Source organism: Seonamhaeicola sediminis (assembly GCF_004358095.2).
Taxonomy (GTDB): Bacteria; Bacteroidota; Bacteroidia; order Flavobacteriales; family Flavobacteriaceae; genus Seonamhaeicola; species Seonamhaeicola sediminis.
In genome coordinates, this window is the sequence record NZ_SMZJ02000004.1 from 552,617 (window position 1) to 571,735 (window position 19,119).

The window sequence follows — 19,119 nt, forward strand, 5'->3', positions numbered from 1 at the left end:
CTAAATTACCCTATGGTTTAGTGATACTTGGTTAAAGTTTTGTTAATAGAATTTTTTGAAAATTAAATGATATCAAGAATGTTTTCTGTGGGCCTACCAATGACTGCTTTGTTTCCATTTACAACTATTGGTCTTTCAATTAACTTAGGGTTTTCTATCATAGCAGTAATAATATCAGAATCCGTTAAATCCTTACCTTTATAGTGTTGTTTCCAAACAGCTTCGTTTTTTCTAACAAGGTCTATAGGCTTTATACCTAAAAGGTTAATGATTTTTTTTAATTCGTCTTTAGTTGGTACATTTTCTAAATATTTTATAATTTCAAAATCTTTACCAGATTTTTCTAAGGCAGCAAGCCCTAAACGTGATTTGCTACAGCGATTGTTGTGATAAATTTTGATCATTATAATTTGATATTATATTGTTTTAAATCTTCAATTAATTGTTCAGGACTTTTAAACCTAATACCATTAATACCCAAATTATTTGCCGCTTGAATATTTCTAGCATTATCATCAATAAAAATTGAATTTTCTGGTTTTATATGAAAACGATTTAAGGTTAAATGGTAAATATCATCAAAAGGTTTTCTGGTTTTTTCTTCTCCCGAAACTATAATACCTTCAAACCACTGCAAAAATTCAAATCTGTTTAATGCTATTGGAAACGTTTCTGCACTCCAATTAGTTAAAGCTACTACTTTATAATTCTGGGACTCTATAAGTTTTTGTAAAATTTCAACGGTACCTGATATAGAATCTCCCAGCATATCTATCCATCTGCCATAAAACATCCTTATAAGTTCTTCATACTCTGGAAACATAGCTACACGTTCCTCAGTAGCTTTTGCCATGGGATAACCAGCATCTTGATTTTCATTCCAATCGTTGGTGCAAATGTTATCAAAAAACCATTGCATTTTTTCTCTATCACCATTAAATGCTTCAAGGTAAACATATTCTGGATTCCAATCTATTAGAACACCACCAAGGTCGAAAATAAAGGTATCTATTTTATGCATTCTATAATTGATCTGTTTCTTCTTGTTTTTGTCCCATACTCATTAAATAAGACTTTAAGAATGAATCTATATCACCATTCATTACGGCATCTACATTACCAGTTTCATGACCTGTTCTCACATCTTTTACTAATTTATAGGGATGCATCACATAATTTCTAATTTGGCTACCCCATTCAATTTTCATTTTACTGGCTTCAATATCGTCTCTTTGAGCACGTTGTTTTTCTAGTTCTATTTCATATAATTGAGACCGTAACATTTGCATAGCACGTTCTCTGTTATCATGCTGTGAACGCGTTTCTGAACATGAAATTTGAATTCCTGTAGGCTTATGAACTAGCTGTACTTTGGTTTCAACTTTATTAACGTTTTGTCCGCCAGCACCACTAGAACGTGCCGTAGTTATCTCAATATCCGCAGGATTAATTTCAATTTCTATGGTATCATCAACTAGTGGATATACATACACCGAAGCAAAACTTGTATGACGTTTAGCATTGCTATCAAATGGAGAAATCCTAACCAATCTGTGTACACCGTTTTCTCCTTTTAGCCAGCCAAAAGCAAAATCACCATCAATTTCAAGGGTAACCGTTTTTATGCCTGCAACATCACCTTCCTGGTAGTTTAGTTCTTTGACTTTAAAACCACTTTTTTCGGCATACATTAAATACATTCGCATGAGCATACTAGCCCAGTCACAACTTTCGGTACCACCGGCACCAGCTGTAATTTGAAGTACGGCACTTAGGCTATCCCCTTCATCAGAAAGCATGTTTTTAAACTCGATGTCTTCAAGAAATACAGAAGATTTATTGTAATGTGATTCAATTTCTTCGGCAGGTGTTTCTCCTTCTTTATAGAACTCATAAAGCACTTCTAAATCCTCAATCTGTGCCTTAATTGTGTCATAATCTTCTACCCATTTCTTTTTTACGCGAAGGGATTTCATTATAACTTCGGCAGATTTAGGATCATCCCAAAAATTGGGATCAAAGGTTTGTTCTTCCTCGTTTTGAATTTCAATAAGCTTTCTATCTATGTCAAAGATAGTGCCTTAGTTTGTCAAGGCGGGTATTAAGATCTTTAATTTGATCTGATGTAATCATAATAATATTTGTTTGAAGCAAAAATATAATTAATAGTGATTAGCAGAAATAACTTCGTATATTTTTTTAGATTTAATGCTTCAAATTAAGTTTTATAAGCGTTCTACAAATTGTTCAATATGAAAATAGATTTAAGAAGCGATACGGTTACAAAACCAACAAAGGCTATGTTGGAATTTATGATGCAAGCCCAAGTTGGGGATGATGTTTTTGGAGAAGACCCAACCGTAAAAAAGTTGGAACAGCAAATGGCTAAAATGTTTGGAAAAGAAAAGGCGTTGTTTTTTCCTAGTGGTACCATGGCAAACCAAACAGCTATTAAGTTGCACACAAAACCTGGTGATCAAATTATTTGTGACCAATATGCCCATGTTTACAATTATGAATCAGGAGGCGTAGCTTTTAATAGCGGCGCTACCTGTAAATTATTAAATGGAAATAGAGGCATGTTTACTGCAAAACAAGTTGAAGAGGCTATTAACCCCAAAGACTATTGGTATGCGCCTTCAAGTTTGGTAACTATTGAAAACACAACCAACAAAGGCGGAGGTGCCTGTTGGGATTATAATGAATTACTAAAAATTAAAACTGTTTGTACCAATAACAATTTAGGTTTTCATTTAGATGGTGCCAGATTATGGAATGCATTAGTTGCAAATAATGAAACCACACGGCAATATGGAGAGATTTTTGATACTATTTCGGTTTGTTTAAGCAAAGGGTTAGGCTGTCCTGTGGGGTCTGTTTTGGTTGGAAATGAGGCTATCATGCAAAATGCTTTAAGACTTCGAAAAGTTTTTGGAGGTAATATGAGGCAAGTAGGTTATTTAGCAGCTGCAGGTCTTTATGCTATAGAAAATAATATAGAGAGATTGGTTGAGGATCATAAAAAAGCTAAAGACATAGGAGAAGTGCTTTCAAAACTATCTGGTATAAAAAAAGTAGAAGCTATAGAAACCAATATTGTGATTTTTGAACTAAATGATGATGTAAATGAACACGAATTCGTTAAAAAGTTAGCCCATAAAAACATAAACATCATTAGTATGGGAAGCAATAAACTAAGAATGGTCACCCATCTAGATTATACAGATGTTATGCATAACAAACTGTTAATAGAATTAAAAAAGATTAATTTTTATAAGAACTAAACTATTTAAACATATCCATTCCAGGAATATTGGGCATCCCTTCTTTAGCTACCGCAGCCAACTCACTTTCGTTAACTTTAGTTGCTTTTTCAATAGCTTTGTTTAGTGTTAAAATTAAGTAATCTTCAAGTTGTTCTTTATCCTGCAATAGGTCGTCATTAATTTCAATAGACTTTATTTCTCTATTAGCAGTAAGCGTAACACTTAATTTGTTATCAGAGCTTTTCTCATCAACTAAAACGGTGTCCAAACGCTTTTTGGTGGCTTCAACTTTTCTCTGGGTTTCCTTTAGTTTACCCATCATATTCATCATATCTCCAAACATAAACCTTCTTTTAAGGGTTAGAAGCACAAATTTAATAGGTAAATTTATTACATAGAAATTTTAAAATGAAAAGTTGGAGTTTTATTTTGTTCTTAAGTGTTATTTTTGCGCTTTCGTGTAAAAAAGAAACTAAAATGACAGAAACTAATATTCTGGATGGTGCACCTGTTGCTATAAAAAAACCAAAAAAACTAACCATTCATAACGATGTTAGAATTGATAATTACTATTGGTTAAACCAGCGGGAAAATCAAGAGGTTATTGATTATTTGAATGCTGAAAATGAATACACTAAAAAAGTAATGCAACATACAGAGTCTTTTCAAAAAGAATTATTTGAAGAGATGAAATCTAGAATAAAAGAAGAAGATACTACGGTTCCTTATAAACTTAACGGGTATTGGTACATGACACGTTATGAAAAAGGCAAAGATTATCCTATTTATGTAAGAAAGAAGGAGTCTCTTCAAGCCCAAGAAGAATTGCTGTTTAATTGTAATGAAATGGCAAAAGAGCACCCTTATTTTAAGTTGGGTGGTATTGCCATAAGTCCAGATAACAAATTAGCGGCATTTTCAACAGATGTGGTAAGTAGGCGGCAATACACCATTCAAATTAAGAACTTAGAAACAGGTGAGATTTTAGATGATATTATTAAAAACACCACAGGAAGTATAACTTGGGCTAATGACAACAAGACCTTGTTTTACACCATGAAAGACGACGTGACATTACGCTCACACAAAATTTTTAAGCATAAATTAGGTTCTAAGGTAGAGGAAGATATTGAGGTATATCATGAAGCGGATGATACTTTTAACACCTTTGTATATAAATCAAAATCAAGACAATATATTATCATTGGTTCCTCAAGTACCTTGTCAACAGAGTATAGATTTTTAAATGCTGATGACCCTGATGGTACATTTAAAGTGTTTCAAGAGCGTCAAAAAAATTTAGAATATAGTATAGCGCATTTTAATGGCTCTTTTTACATTATGGCTAACGCCAATGGTGCTACTAATTTTAAGTTGTTAAAAACTGATGACAATAACACATCTATAGATAATTGGCAAGAAGTTATTCCACACCGAAATGATGTTTTGCTTGAGGATATCGAGATTTTCAAAAACTACTTAGTGGTTAACGAGCGTGAAAAAGGATTGAATAAATTACGGATAATTAGTTGGGATGGAACTGAGGATTATTATCTGCCATTTACGTCTGAAACCTACACCGTTTATATTGGTAATAATCCAGATTTTGATAGTGAGTTTCTTCGTTATTCCTATAACTCCTTAACAACTCCAAGTTCAGTTATAGATTATAATTTTAAAACCAAACAAAGTGAGATTAAAAAAGAACAAGAGGTTTTAGGAGGAAAATTTAATAAAAACAACTATGAGTCTAAAAGAATTTGGGCAACAGCAAGAGATGGTGTGAAAGTTCCTATTTCATTGGTTTATAAGAAAGGAATAAAACTAGATGGTAACAACCCATTGTTACAATATGCCTATGGGTCATATGGCTCTACAATAGATCCATCGTTTTCTAGTATTAGATTGAGTTTACTAGATCGCGGATTTATATATGCCATTGCGCATGTTCGGGGTGGGGAATATCTTGGAAGAAGTTGGTATGAGCATGGAAAATTACTAACTAAAAAGAATACATTTTTTGATTTTATTGATTGTTCTAAATATTTAATTCAAAAAAAATACACATCTCAAAATCATTTATATGCCTATGGAGGATCTGCAGGGGGGCTTTTAATGGGGGCTGTTATAAATTTGAATCCAGAATTATATAGAGGCGTTTTAGCAGCCGTTCCTTTTTTAGACGTTGTTACTACCATGTTAGATGATAGTATTCCATTAACAACAGGAGAGTATGATGAATGGGGAAACCCCAATAATAAAGCGTATTACCATTACATGAAGTCTTATTCTCCATATGATAATGTAGAGGCTAAAGATTACCCCAATATACTGGTAACAACAGGTTTGCACGATTCCCAAGTGCAATATTGGGAGCCTGCTAAGTGGGTTGCTAAATTACGCGAGCTGAAAACAGATTCAAACATACTTTTGTTACATACTGACATGGATTCTGGTCATGGCGGGGCATCCGGGAGATTTGAAAGTCTAAAAGAAGTCGCCTTAGAATATGCATTTTTATTAGATTTAGAGGGTGTTAATGATTAATTTAAAAAAAAACCTTACTTTTGTCAGGTTTTAAGACGTGTATTAATTAGTATATTGCGGCTTATAAAATTCATTTAATGAAACAAGAACATAAGGTTTATAACAGTGTATTAGACTTAATAGGTAATACGCCACTTGTTAAGCTTAATAGAATAACCTCTAAATTTAAAGGAGATTTTTACGCTAAAATTGAATCCTTTAATCCCGGACACTCGTCAAAAGACAGAATAGCACTTTACATTATTGAACAAGCCGAAAAACAAGGCATTTTAAAACCAGGTGATACAATCATAGAAACTACCTCTGGTAATACAGGGTTTAGTTTGGCTATGGTTAGCATTATTAAAGGTTATGAATGTGTTTTGGCAGTAAGTTCTAAATCATCACCAGACAAGATAGATATGCTCAAAACTATGGGAGCAAAGGTTTATGTTTGTCCAGCACATGTTAGTGCTGATGATCCTAGATCTTATTATGAAGTTGCTAAAAGATTACACGAGGAAAGAAAAGGTTCTGTGTATATCAATCAATATTTTAATCAATTAAATATTGATGCGCATTACCATTCTACGGGAGCTGAGATTTGGAATCAAACAGAAGGAAAAATTACACATTTAGTAGCCTGTAGCGGAACAGGAGGTACTATTAGTGGTACAGCAAAATATTTAAAAGAGCAAAATTCAAATATTAAAATCATTGGCGTTGATGCGTTTGGCTCTGTGATTAAAAAGTATCATGAAACCAGAGAATTTGATGACAAGGAAATATATCCGTATAGAATTGAAGGTTTAGGAAAAAACTTAATTCCAGCGGCAACAGATTTTGACATCATAGATGAGTTTATAAAAGTAACCGATGAAGATAGTGCTCACACAGCAAGACAAATAGCCAGAACAGAAGGTATGTTTGTAGGGTATACGTCTGGAGCTGCTGTACAGGCTTTAAAACAGCTTGGAGAGGCTGGTGCGTTTAAAAAAGGAGATAAAGTTGTAGTGATATTTCCAGACCACGGTTCAAGATATATGAGTAAGGTTTACAGTGATAAATGGATGAACGACCAAGGATTTTTTGATAGTATTCATGAAGAATCTTTAGAAAAAGTTCAATATATAAAATAAAAAGTTTTTCTTTTAAAAAAAAAGAGATTGAGTTTTGTTAAAACACAGAATTTAATCTCTTTTTTTGTTTTATGAATAATTGGGCTGTAAAAATTATGGTTAAATCATATAAATAGTTAATTTTGCACGTACTAACTAAGGACTAATTTTTTAAGAATTTCGTCTTAATAAGACATAATTAATAGGTTACAATGCACTTCCTTTTTTAGTTATATCATAGTTTTATAGCATTTAGATTTATATTATATAAATGAAAGATTTATTTGAAAAGATTTATAGAGATAAAGGGCCATTAGGAAAATGGGCGTCTCAAGCAGAAGGGTATTTTGTATTCCCCAAGTTAGAAGGAGAGATTTCAAATAGAATGAAGTTTCAAGGAAAAGAGGTAATTACTTGGAGTATTAACGATTATTTGGGATTAGCAAATCATCCTGAAGTTAGAAAAGTAGATGCCGAAGCTGCCGCTCAATATGGTTCTGCATATCCAATGGGTGCTAGAATGATGTCTGGTCATACAGACTTACATGAGAAGCTTCAAAATGAATTAGCAGCATTTGTTAAAAAAGAGGCTGCTTACCTTTTAAATTTTGGGTATCAAGGTATGGTATCAACTATTGATGCGCTTGTTTCTAAAGATGATATCATTGTTTATGATGTTGATGCTCATGCTTGTATTATTGATGGCGTGCGTTTACATATGGGAAAACGCTTTACCTACAAGCACAATGATGTTGAAAGTTTAGAGAAAAACTTAGAACGCGCCAGTAAAATGGCAGAACAAACGGGAGGCGGCATTTTAGTTATCTCTGAAGGTGTATTTGGAATGCGTGGAGAACAAGGTCGTTTAAAAGAAATTGTGGCTTTAAAGAAAAAGTTTAATTTCAGACTGTTTGTTGATGATGCACATGGTTTTGGAACTCTGGGTGCTACAGGTGCAGGAGCAGGAGAAGGGCAGGGAGTTCAAGATGATATAGATGTATATTTTGCAACATTTGCTAAGTCATTAGCAAGTACAGGGGCGTTTATAGCTGGAGATAAAGAAATTATAGATTATTTAAAGTATAATTTAAGATCTCAAATGTTTGCTAAATCGCTACAAATGCAACTTGTAGTTGGTGCACTTAAGCGTTTGGATATGCTTAAAACCATGCCAGAACTAAAGGCCAAGTTATGGGAAAATGTTAATGCGTTACAATCTGGATTAAAAGCGCGTGGATTTGATATTGGTACTACACAAAGTTGTGTTACTCCTGTTTATTTAAAAGGAAGTATCCCAGAGGCAATGGCGTTAGTAAAAGATTTGCGTGAAAATTATGGAATCTTCTGTTCTATAGTGGTTTACCCTGTAATACCTAAAGGAATGATTCTACTTCGTTTAATCCCAACAGCTACTCATACTTTAGAAGATGTTAACGAAACTTTAGCTGCCTTTGAAGGTATAAGAGACAGACTTGAAAATGGAACCTACAAGCGTTTATCAGCAGCAGTTATGGCTGCCATGGGTGAGTGATGATATATTAGGTTTTTAACAATAATAAGAAAAGTCCGATTTTAAAATCGGACTTTTTTATGTCAAGTTTTTTCTAAATGTTTTTCGTCGCCTATATACCTTCGGATCAAAATGTTTCCAAATTTTCTGTATCGCTAAATTATCTTCCAATTCGGGAGTTCTATAGCAATATTTAATGCCTTTTTCTGTGAAAGTATTGTAATATTCATTAAATATGATGGCATGAACCCCTTTGTTTTGATATTCTGGATGAATGCCAATAAGGTAAAAATTAACATCTTTACTGTGCTTTTTTGCTTTTAAAATATGTATAAAACCAAACGGAAAAAGTTTGCCTTTAGCTTTTTGTAATGCTTTTGAAAATGATGGCATAACTATAGCAAACCCAATTAAGTTGTCATCTTTATCTGTTACAAACTTTATGTATTCAGGATTAACAAAACTTATAAACTTCTTTTTAAAATATTCTTTTTGAATATCAGTGATAGCAACAAATGATGATAATGATGCGTAACTTTCATTAAACAAATCAAACATGCTATCAACATAAGGCATTACCTGTGCTGTTTTGGTAAATTTTAAAGCTGTTAATTGGTAACGTTTTTTAATAAGCGTTTGTGCTTTCTCAAAGGCTTCAGGTTTAACGTTACTAAAAGGAAACTCGCTTTCTACATAAGCTTTTTCAACCTCATAACCAGCTGCTTCATAATGTTTTACATAATAAGGGTGGTTGTACCATGTTACCATAGGAGAACTATGTTCAAAACCTTCAGTAACAACCCCAACTTTATCGAGGTTAGAAAACCCTACAGGGCCTTCGGTATATTCTAGGTTATGTGCTTTACCAATAGTTTCAACTTCCTGTAATAATGCTTTTGACACCTCTAAATCATCAATAAAATCAAACCACCCAAAGCGCATTTTTTTTTGATTTTGATGCGTCACTTCTAACCAATTAATAATGGCTGCAACTCTACCAACTATTTCATTGTTTTTGTAAGCCAAAAATAGTCTAGCTTCAGCATCGTTAAATACGGGGTTTTCGTTTTTATCAAAGGTTTTTAATTCTTGACTAATAATTGGTGGGGTCCAATATTTAGAGCCCCTATAAAGTTTGAAAGGAAATTTTACAAATGCCTTTAGGTCTTTTTTAGAGCCAACCTCTTTAATTGTAATCATATTTAGTTAACGTCTTTGTTTGCTTGAATTGGTTTGTTTAATCAAAATCTATTACCCTCTTTTTACGTTTGTTTGTTTCATTTTCATTGGTAGCACCTCTATTTGTTTTTCTTTTTGTAGAGTTTCTTCTTGATTTCCGATTACTTCCTTCTATCGCATCTGTGCCATTATCAGTAATTGGGTCTTTATGAAAATCTAACCTATAAGACGCTCCAATACTTGCGTTAAAAACTGAAGGGGTGTCTTTGGTGTTAAAAGTTATAGCGGCATCTAACTGGAAATCTTTTCCTAGTAGGTGGGCACCTCCAACTCTAAAAAGGTTGTCTGCATAAAAATCACTTTGAATACCTTGTGTTTCACCAAAAATAACCCACTTTGGATTAAAAGAGTGTGTGAGTGTTAATATATATTGAAAATCAGATTGTTCTGTTCCAATTCTATCTTTTATTAAATTCATTATAAACACCCAGCCACCAGAAAAATTATTTTGAGTGGCTACCATTATTTTAGGGCTAAACCCATCAATACCGGGAGCTGTGTAAGGATTGTTTTTAGTGTCATAATTCACACCAGCATAAATGGATACAGCAGGGATTAAATGACTCCATTGAAAGCTATGATTCGCTTTCCAACTATATAGATTTGGTTTGTTTGCTTCTTCATTCTTATAGGGGTCAAAAATTAAGTATTTAGCTCCTATAGCAAGCTGTTTAAAGTTGGCGCGTTTATCTTCTGCATTAGCATTATAGGTGTATTTCTTAATGTCATTTTGATAATTACCTTCAATATTAATTTCTAATTCTTCAAACAAAAGACCATATCTAGCTGCAAAATCTGCACCTAACCCAGAGACTTCATAAGTGGTAGCAGGCGTTCGTTTTTCTTTTACAAAATAAGGACCTATTTCAAACTGGACTACGTTTTTACCAACTGAAAATGCGCTTCTTGATGCCCCCGGCCGGTTAGAATTAATAACCTCTGTATATTGACTAAAGCCGTGCGTTGTACACATAAAGAATAAAATGAATAGGGCAGATTTGAAAGGACTCATAATTAAATATTTATGTTTTTTTTTAAATGTATAGAACACTACAAATATTAAATACATTATCAATATACTATCAAAAGTACATGAATTTTTTCACTTTTAAATTACAAATAGTCATTGAAAAAAATAGATATTTAAATGACCTACTTATTAAAGTAGAGCTAAATTTTACAATTTACTCGCATCTATTAAAACCTAGTTTTTATGTAAGATATACAAATGTTTTAAGCTTTTTTTATCATTTTTAAGAGGGTATTAAGCAAGTAGAATTGTATTTTTGCTAAAAAGAAATTTTATGCTTCAGTATGCATCGGCAGTAGGTTTGGTTAGAACAATTCTCATCATTTTATTAATATATTTTGGAGTTAAAATTATAGCACGCTTATTATCACCTTTTTTAATGCGTTTTGTTGCAAAGAAAGCCGAAGAACGCTTTGGTCAGCAATTTGGCGGACAATTCCAAAGAAAACAAGCGCAAGAAAAACCTAAAAAGGAGGGTGAGGTGTCTATAGATAAAATGCCCAATAAAAAGTCTTCTAATAAAGATGTAGGTGATTATGTTGATTTCGAAGAAATTGATTAATTTCACCATCAGTTGATTTTAAAGCACTTTCATGCCATTTTCATTTAAAAAATTCTTACCTCATATACTAATTTTATTGGGGTTTGTAGTTATTTCGCTAGCCTATTTTAGTCCAGTTTTACAAGGAAAAGTTATTTTTCAGAATGACATCAAGCAATACATTGGGATGTCTAAACAGCAAAAGGATTTTAGAGCTGAAACTGGTGAAGAAACTTATTGGACTAACAGTGCTTTTGGTGGTATGCCTACCTACCAACTAGGAGCCATATACCCAAATAACTATATTAAAAAACTAGATTTGGCTTTAAGGTTTCTGCCAAGGCCATCAGATTATTTGTTTCTCTACTTATTAAGTTTTTACATTTTACTTTTAGTTTTAAAAGTGGATTTTAGGTTAGCTGCTATTGGCGCTTTAGCCTTTGGGTTTTCAACGTACTTAATCATTATACTTGGTGTAGGGCATAATAGTAAAGCGCATGCTATTGCTTACATGCCTTTGGTGTTAAGTGGTATTTTGCTAACATTTCAGAGAAAATACATTACTGGTTTTTTATTGACTACGGTAGCTATGGGCTTAGAGATTGTTTCCAACCATTTTCAAATGACTTATTATTTGTTACTGCTTGTCATTGTTTTGGGTATCGTATATTTAGTTGATGCTTTTAAAAAGAACGTGTTACCACACTATTTTAAATCGGTAGGAATATTGGTTTTAGCTGTTATGCTATCTATAGGACTCAATGCTACAGGAGTCATGGCCACACAAGAATATGTTAAGGAAAGTACCAGAGGAAAAAGTGAGTTAACAATACATCCCGATGGTTCACCTAAAGAAGTAACTTCTGGCTTAGACAGAGATTATATTACCCAGTTTAGTTATGGATTGGTAGAGACTTTTAACCTATTTATTCCACGATTTATGGGTGGGGGTAATTCCGAAAATCTGGGAAAAGATTCACATACCTATGAGGCTTACAGAAAGTTAGGGGCATCTCATGCTCAAGCGTTAGAAGCCTCGGAATACGCCCCTATGTATTGGGGAAAACAGCCTATTGTAGAAGCGCCAGCTTATGTAGGCGCCGTGGTATTGTTTTTGTTTATTTTAGGGTTGTTTTTGGTGAAAGGACGCTTAAAATGGTGGTTGGTTGGAGGAACCATGCTATCGTTACTGCTTTCCTATGGTAAAAATTTAAGTTTTTTAACTGACTTCTTTATTGATTATGTACCGCTATACAATAAGTTTAGAGCAGTAAGTTCCATTCAAGTCATCTTAGAGCTATGTGTTCCAGTATTAGCAATATTTGGATTAGTGAAGTTGTTAAACAATTTTGAAAAGAACGAAGAAAAGTTAAAAGCTTTAAAATACACCACAGTTATAACAGGAGGTTTAGCACTATTGTTTCTATTATTAAAGGATACGTTGTTTAATTTCTCTGGAGCTTCAGATGGTATTTATATTCAGAATTACGGGCAAGACTTTATACGAGCTATAAAAGAAGATAGGAAGGCCATTTTTACAACCGATACCATAAGAACTCTTGTTTTAGTGGTTCTTTCCGCTGCCACTATTTTCTATTATTTAAAAGGCAAGCTCAAAGAACAATGGTTGATTGTAATTTTTGGAGCACTCATTCTTTTTGATTTAATTGGTGTTAACAGACGCTATGTTACTAATGATGATTTTGTACCCGCCATTAGCATGAATAAGCCTTTTACTGCTAACACTGCCGATAAGGAAATACTCAATGATAAATCGCATTTTAGAGTGTTTGATATTTCTAATGAAGGGCTTCAAAACAGAACTAAGGCATCTTATTTTCATAACTCCCTTAACGGATATAATGCGGCTGAATTGAAGCGCTACAGAGAGGTTTTTGATTTTTATGTAGCCAAGAATAATATTAACGTGTTAAATATGCTGAACACCAAATATATTATTGCTGATGGTGAAGAAGGCATAATATCTTATGTAAATGATAAAGCCAATGGTAATGCGTGGTTTGTTAAGAAATTAAACGTAGTTGAAACAGCCAATGAGGAAATTTTAGCGTTGGATAGTTTGGATAATAAAAATGTTGCTATTTTTTCTAGAACTAAAAATCTTCTTAAAAAGCAAAGAGGAAGAGTGTATGAATTAGATTCAACAGCATCAATTATTTTAAAAGAAGTAAAGCCTAATTATTTAAAATATGAGTCAAACAATTCAAATGATGGGTTTGCGGTGTTTTCTGAGGTTTATTACGGTAATGGTTGGAAAACCTTTATTAATGGAGAACCAACTACTCATATACGTGTAAACTATACCTTAAGAGGTATGAGCATACCAAAAGGTAAACATACTATCGAATTTAAATTTGATCCAGATGTTGTTAAAACAGGCAGTAATATTGCTTTAGGAAGTTCTATATTATTTGGATTATTGGTGCTAGGAGGTTTGTTTTTTGAGTTTAAGCAAAACAAAAAGTAAAGTGCATAAAAAAGCACTCATAATAACCTATTATTGGCCACCCGCAGGTGGCCCAGGAGTGCAACGCTGGTTGAAGTTTGTTAAGTATCTGCCAGATTTTAATATAGAACCTATTGTATTTATTCCAGAAAACCCCAATTATGCTTTAACCGATGAGACTCTGGCTGATGAAGTGCCTAAACATGTCACTATTTTAAAACGTCCTATAAAAGAGCCTTATAAATTGGCCCGATTCTTTTCTAAAAAGAAATCAAATACTATTAGTAAAGGTATTATTTCAGATAACCATAATCAGGGTTTGGCTGAAAAACTGATGCTTTATGTTAGGGGTAATTTCTTTATTCCCGATGCAAGAAAAAATTGGGTAGCACCATCGGTTAAGTTTCTTTCTAAATATATTATTAAAGAAAACATTGAAACTATCATTACCACAGGACCACCTCATAGCTTACACTTAATTGGTATGCGGCTCAAAGAAAATTTGAACGTTAAGTGGATTGCAGATTTCAGGGATCCATGGACAACCATAGGATACCATAAAAAGCTGAAGCTAACCAAGCGCTCTAGAAAAAAACATTTGTTTTTAGAAAAAGGTGTATTACATAGTGCAGATCAAGTGGTTGTAACTAGTTGTGTTACCAAAGATGAATTTTCAAAAATCACCTCGAAACCCATTAACGTTATTACCAATGGTTATGATTATGAATCTGTTGAGCCAGTGGGTTTAGATTCTAAATTTAGTTTAGCTCATATAGGGTCTTTATTATCAAAACGAAATCCAGAAATCCTTTGGAAAGCTTTGAGTGACTTGATAACAGAAGAACCAGACTTTTCAAACCATTTACAACTTAATTTTGTTGGCGCGGTAAGCAATGAAGTGCTTGAATCTATTAAAAAGTTTAATTTAACTAACTATCTAAGTAGTTTAGGTTATGTTTCACATAAAGAAGCACTTAAGTTTCAAAAAAAATCACAAGTATTATTGTTAATTGAAATCAATTCCGAAGAAACTAAAAGTATTATTCCAGGAAAACTTTTTGAATATATGATTTCTAATAGACCTATTATTGCTCTAGGCCCTAAAGGGTCTGATGTGGAAAAAATAATACAGGAGACCAATACTGGAAACTACTATAGTTATGATGATTACCACGCATTAAAAACAAGCATATTGAGTCATTACAAAGCCTTTAAAACGGGAAGTTTGCAAACATTCCCAATTGGTTTGCAACAGTATAGTAGAAAAAAATTAACAGAATCACTATCTAAATTAATCTAATGGGTATTGTTGCTTCACAATCATTTAAAAATGTTATCTCAACCTATTTGGGGTTTTCAATTGGAGCCATTAATACCCTGTTTTTATATACAAAATTCCTTAGTGACGCATACTACGGTATGGTTGGTTTTATGTTATCTGCTGCTTATGTTATGATGCCTTTAATGGCCTTTGGGGTTCATAATACGTTGGTAAAATTCTATTCATTGTTTAAAACACGCTCGTCACTGAATAGCTTTTTAACGCTCATGATATTGATGCCTTTAGCTATCATACTTCCAGTAAGTTTTATTGGTTATATCTGTTATGAATCTATTGGGAGATTTCTATCAACAGAAAACGCTATGATAAAAAACTACCTATGGCATACCTTACTCATAGCCATAGCATTGGCTTATTTTGAAGTGTTTTTTGCTTGGGCAAAAGTACAGATGAAAACAGTTTTTGGAAACTTCATGAAAGAGGTCTTTCATAGAGTAGGCACCATGATTTTGTTATTTTCACTATTCTTTGAAATTATTACTGTAGAGCAGTTTATGATAGGGCTTGTTATTGTTTACTTAATAAGGACTTTAATAATGACATTATTTGCTTTTAGTATTAAATTACCAGTAATCACTTTTAATAAAATTAATAATTTAAAGCGTATTTTAAAATATTCGTTTCTAATAATTATTGCAGGATCTGTAGCCACCGTTTTATTAGATATAGACAAGGTTATGCTTGGGAAATACATACCCATAGAGCAGATAGCCTATTACAACGTAGCCATATTTATAGCAGCAGTCATAGCTGTTCCCCAAAGATCTATGCATCAAATTTTATTACCTCTAGCCGCAACCTTTTTAAATGAAAAAAACTATGATGCCTTAGAGAGTTTGTACAAAAAAAGCTCTTTAAACTTGTTAATAATAAGCGGTCTAGTTTTTTTATTAATCATATTGAATATTAATCAGTTATATCTTTTGATTGATGAGGCGTTTAGCGTGGGTTTAAACGTTGTTTTATTGATAAGTGTCGCTAAACTTTACGACGCTCTTTTAGGTAGTAACAATGCCATTTTGTTTAATAGCGATTATTATCGTATCGTATTGGTTTTAGGGGTTGTTTTAGTGTTATTAATGATAGTGCTCAACATTATTTTTATTCCACTATATGGTATTCATGGTGCAGCCTTAGCTACTTTTTTGGCTATTTTTTTCTATAATACTGGTAAGTTACTTTTTGTATACAAATACTTTAAAATATTACCTTTTACAACAAATAGTTTTAGAATAGGAGGACTCATTTTGTCAATGGCTTTGCTCTTTTACTTTTGGGATTTTTCTTTTACTCCTGTCATAAACATAGGGTTAAAATCCATAATTATTTGTGTAATTTATGTTGTATTGATCTATAAGTTTAACGTATCCGATGATATTTCAAGCATCATTAATAAAATGATAAGAAGAAATCATTAAAAAAGAAAATCCCACGACTTTGCTTTGAGGCAAACATATCGCAGGACTTTCCAACTAACCAACCAAAACGGTTATGATCTTCTTCTTGATGGAGTAGATCTTGTATTTCTACTAGAGGAACTTCTACTTTGAGTTGCTCTAGAATTGTTGCTTTTTGACGCTCTAGATACCGACGACTTTTGCGGTGAACTAGAGTTTCTTTGTATACTTGGTCTAGAAGTTACGCTTTGCGTTGATCTGGAAGATCGACTAGCAACTTGTGACACTTTTCTAGAACTCATGTTATTATAAGTACGAGCGTTTGAGCTTTTTGGTTTTTCAATTATTGAATTATTTCTAACTCCCGCTACAGAACGTGACGACCTATCTATACTTGTTGATGGTCTTGTTGTTCTACTAACGTTTTCCCGCATTCTTTTAGTATCCGAAATTTGAGAATTTCTTCCACTATTATTTCCTCTTACTATTTTTGAATCATTACTTCTTGAACTTCTGTTAGTCACAGTATGTCTTCCAGAAGTTGTTGATTTCCTTGAAGGGCTCACTTTTGCTAAATCTCTTCGTTGATTTACGTTTCTATTAATTCTTGTAACGTTTCTAGAACTTCTGTTTACTGTTGCGTATTTTCTATTTCTAACAATAGTATTTCCTCTTCTACTAGCAACCGATGTAATAGGTCTGTAATTATTATAAAAAGGTCTAGAATATACATAGCGCACTGGATTATAGAACCTTCTGTATGGCCTATTGTACACTACACAATAGTTTACTGAAGGCATTGTGTAAAACCTGTGCCATGGTCTAAATACATAGTGTCTATTATATACGTTAATAAACCCTGTATAGTGAGAGAACACATTGTATCTATTGTAATGTAAAAATAACCCTCCAATTCTATTAATATACCCAAAGTTGTTATAGTGAATATTGATATTTCCAGCCTGAATAATACGACCGTAGTAATCATAAAAAACAGGTGTATTTTCAATTTGAATTACAGCACCATATTCATCGTACTGAACAAAAGCGTTGTAGTTGTACCCAGAATTGAAACTGATACTAACGTGAGGTGAATTAAATGAAGCGTTGAAACGAGAATTACCTCTTAAAATATTGAAATCAAATTGTCCGTCTGGAAAAACTGAAAATTCAATACCATTTTCTACAAATATGAAAGAATTACCATAACCTCCAATATATGTAGTTGCCATTAAATTATTTGAACTGGTGGTTGAAGCGCTAACAGTAAATCCTGTGAGGATGAATCCTGCTATTAAGAATAGTAAATTTTTCATAATCGTAAAATTTTAATGTGAATACACTTAAAGATTACCAAACAGCGTGCCAAAAAAAATAAAGGTCTTTAAAGCCACATTATTAAAGGGATTAATTATTAGTTTTTTATTTGCAAGCATTTTATTGAAGATTTGTTTTGTAGTGTCTAACACTTATTGCGTCTTTTTTTAAGGTTATATCTAATTAAAAGATTGATAATGCATAATAAACATAAACTTCTTACAGTTGGTTTTAGTCTTATTCTAAAAACTTTTATATTTTTATGAAAACTGTTTTAATTTGACCAGACATTCTACAGACATCTGCAAAAATTGTGAACAAACCTTTGAAAAGAGCTTCAAATTTTGTCCGCATTGTGGGCAACAAGCCAAAGATGACCTTACGGTAGGTGTGCTGTTTTATAATACCATTAGCAATTATTTTTCTTTTGATGCACGTTTTTTCAAAAGTTTCCTGCCTTTAATGTTGAAACCAGGCTATTTAGCAAAAAAATTTGTTGGAGGAAAGCGTTTGCTTTATTTACACCCTGCTCAATTGTATCTGTTCATATCGGTTATTTTTTTCTTTTTAATGTCTACTATTGTAGTAAGGGAAAATGTTCAAAATATTGACAAAGCCTTAAAAAACGCAAAAATTAATCCCCAAATCACTGATAGTTTAAAATTAAAAACAACAAAAAACCTTGATTCGGTAAAAATTGATAGCATAATAAAACCCCTAACTTATAAAGGAATTGCAGGCTTAGATGTAGAACAAAAACGAGTTATTGATTCATTAATTAATGTTGAATTAGATGAAGATAAAAATACCCCTTTAAAATTTGGTTATAGCACAAAAAAGGTTGACTCATTGATAAAAATTGATGCTCCGGATAAGGAAATATACAAGGCAATGGGGATGAATAAAGATGCAGGCTACTTAAAACGAAAACTCTATGCACAAACCTTAAAGTTTCAAAAGCAACGTAATGGTGGCCAAATACTTCAAGCAGCTTATGATGCTATTCCAGTTGCATTGTTTATTCTACTCCCAATTTTTGCATTGATTCTAAAACTATTCTTTTATAAAAAAGGTACCTATGCACATCATTTAGTATTTAGCTTTTATTATTTCTCTTTTTTGTTTACCGTTTTTAGCATCATACTTATAATAAATACTATTATAGATATCCCTGGGTGGATAGATTTTCTTATTATAATGTCAACCTTCTTTTATTTGCTTGTGGCTGTTAAAAAATTTTATGAAAATGGCTGGTTGTCTAGCATTATTAAGACCGGACTTATTTCATTTTTTTATCTAAGTTTTGTGCTTCCAATAGCCTTTTTTGTTTTAATATTTGTTGGCTTTTTGTTTTACTAGAAAAAAC

Annotated in this window: 16 protein-coding genes; 9 read left to right on the forward strand and 7 right to left on the reverse strand. The window is 32.6% G+C overall.

Annotated features, from left to right (window positions below; all coding sequences use genetic code 11):
* Positions 1-62: 62 nt before the first annotated feature.
* The 3 genes from arsC to prfB all read right to left on the reverse strand — a co-directional run bounded on the left by arsC (position 63) and on the right by prfB (position 2,133).
* Entirely contained in the window at positions 63-404 is a 342-nt protein-coding gene (gene arsC, locus E1J38_RS08650; RefSeq protein ID WP_133356735.1) for an arsenate reductase (glutaredoxin), read from the reverse strand.
* A complete protein-coding gene (locus E1J38_RS08655) occupies positions 404-1,021 on the reverse strand; it encodes an HAD family hydrolase (protein WP_133356734.1) in 618 nt (205 codons plus the stop codon). The genes arsC and E1J38_RS08655 overlap by 1 nt, the downstream gene beginning before the upstream one ends.
* Position 1,022: 1 nt before the next feature.
* Positions 1,023-2,133 (reverse strand): peptide chain release factor 2 gene (prfB, locus tag E1J38_RS08660; RefSeq protein WP_133356733.1). Its coding sequence is split into 2 segments (ribosomal slippage): positions 1,023-2,069 and positions 2,071-2,133, totalling 1,110 coding nucleotides; the frame shifts between segments, so codons are not numbered across the junction.
* Positions 2,134-2,252: 119 nt separating this feature from the next.
* On the opposite strand from prfB, the gene E1J38_RS08665 reads away from it, so the two are divergent.
* Positions 2,253-3,284: a threonine aldolase family protein gene (locus E1J38_RS08665; RefSeq protein WP_133356732.1), complete on the forward strand. Its 1,032-nt coding sequence runs from the start codon at positions 2,253-2,255 to the stop codon at positions 3,282-3,284.
* 1 nt (position 3,285) lies between these two features.
* Here E1J38_RS08665 and E1J38_RS08670 read toward each other — a convergent pair whose 3' ends face one another.
* The gene (locus tag E1J38_RS08670) at positions 3,286-3,609 is read right to left on the reverse strand and encodes a YbaB/EbfC family nucleoid-associated protein (RefSeq protein WP_133356731.1); all 324 of its coding nucleotides are present in this window, start codon (positions 3,607-3,609) and stop codon (positions 3,286-3,288) included.
* Positions 3,610-3,743: 134 nt separating this feature from the next.
* On the opposite strand from E1J38_RS08670, the gene E1J38_RS08675 reads away from it, so the two are divergent.
* The 3 genes from E1J38_RS08675 to capB all read left to right on the forward strand — a co-directional run bounded on the left by E1J38_RS08675 (position 3,744) and on the right by capB (position 8,441).
* On the forward strand, positions 3,744-5,813 hold the full coding sequence (locus tag E1J38_RS08675; protein ID WP_255449834.1) for a S9 family peptidase: 2,070 nt from the start codon (positions 3,744-3,746) through the stop codon (positions 5,811-5,813).
* Positions 5,814-5,890: 77 nt separating this feature from the next.
* On the forward strand, positions 5,891-6,931 hold the full coding sequence (gene capA, locus E1J38_RS08680) for a cysteate synthase (protein ID WP_133356729.1): 1,041 nt from the start codon (positions 5,891-5,893) through the stop codon (positions 6,929-6,931).
* Positions 6,932-7,181: 250 nt separating this feature from the next.
* The gene (capB, locus tag E1J38_RS08685; protein WP_133356728.1) at positions 7,182-8,441 is read left to right on the forward strand and encodes a cysteate-C-fatty acyltransferase; all 1,260 of its coding nucleotides are present in this window, start codon (positions 7,182-7,184) and stop codon (positions 8,439-8,441) included.
* Between the two features lie 57 nt (positions 8,442-8,498).
* Here capB and E1J38_RS08690 read toward each other — a convergent pair whose 3' ends face one another.
* Both E1J38_RS08690 and E1J38_RS08695 read right to left on the reverse strand, forming a co-directional pair.
* Complete coding sequence (locus E1J38_RS08690; protein WP_133356727.1) at positions 8,499-9,620, reverse strand: GTP cyclohydrolase; 1,122 nt, start codon at positions 9,618-9,620, stop codon at positions 8,499-8,501.
* A gap of 37 nt (positions 9,621-9,657) precedes the next feature.
* The gene (locus E1J38_RS08695; RefSeq protein WP_133356726.1) at positions 9,658-10,671 is read right to left on the reverse strand and encodes a transporter; all 1,014 of its coding nucleotides are present in this window, start codon (positions 10,669-10,671) and stop codon (positions 9,658-9,660) included.
* A 292-nt stretch (positions 10,672-10,963) separates the two neighbouring features.
* On the opposite strand from E1J38_RS08695, the gene E1J38_RS08700 reads away from it, so the two are divergent.
* From E1J38_RS08700 to E1J38_RS08715, 4 genes are read left to right on the forward strand one after another with little or no spacing between them, the layout of a single operon-like run.
* On the forward strand, positions 10,964-11,251 hold the full coding sequence (locus E1J38_RS08700) for a DUF4834 family protein (protein WP_133356725.1): 288 nt from the start codon (positions 10,964-10,966) through the stop codon (positions 11,249-11,251).
* Between the two features lie 31 nt (positions 11,252-11,282).
* Positions 11,283-13,718 carry a YfhO family protein gene (locus E1J38_RS08705; protein ID WP_133356724.1) on the forward strand — a complete coding sequence of 812 codons (2,436 nt, stop codon included), beginning with the start codon at positions 11,283-11,285 and terminating at the stop codon, positions 13,716-13,718.
* Position 13,719: 1 nt separating this feature from the next.
* Positions 13,720-14,997: a glycosyltransferase family protein gene (locus E1J38_RS08710; RefSeq protein ID WP_133356723.1), complete on the forward strand. Its 1,278-nt coding sequence runs from the start codon at positions 13,720-13,722 to the stop codon at positions 14,995-14,997.
* Positions 14,997-16,457: a lipopolysaccharide biosynthesis protein gene (locus E1J38_RS08715; RefSeq protein ID WP_133356722.1), complete on the forward strand. Its 1,461-nt coding sequence runs from the start codon at positions 14,997-14,999 to the stop codon at positions 16,455-16,457. The genes E1J38_RS08710 and E1J38_RS08715 overlap by 1 nt, the downstream gene beginning before the upstream one ends.
* A 71-nt stretch (positions 16,458-16,528) precedes the next feature.
* Here the strand turns inward: E1J38_RS08715 and E1J38_RS08720 are convergent, their stop codons facing one another.
* Positions 16,529-17,752 carry a hypothetical protein gene (locus tag E1J38_RS08720; RefSeq protein WP_133356721.1) on the reverse strand — a complete coding sequence of 408 codons (1,224 nt, stop codon included), beginning with the start codon at positions 17,750-17,752 and terminating at the stop codon, positions 16,529-16,531.
* 280 nt (positions 17,753-18,032) lie between these two features.
* Between E1J38_RS08720 and E1J38_RS08725 the strand changes: the two genes are divergently transcribed.
* Positions 18,033-19,112, forward strand: a complete 1,080-nt coding sequence (locus tag E1J38_RS08725) for a DUF3667 domain-containing protein (protein ID WP_133356720.1) — start codon at positions 18,033-18,035, stop codon at positions 19,110-19,112.
* The last annotated feature ends 7 nt before the right edge of the window (positions 19,113-19,119 follow it).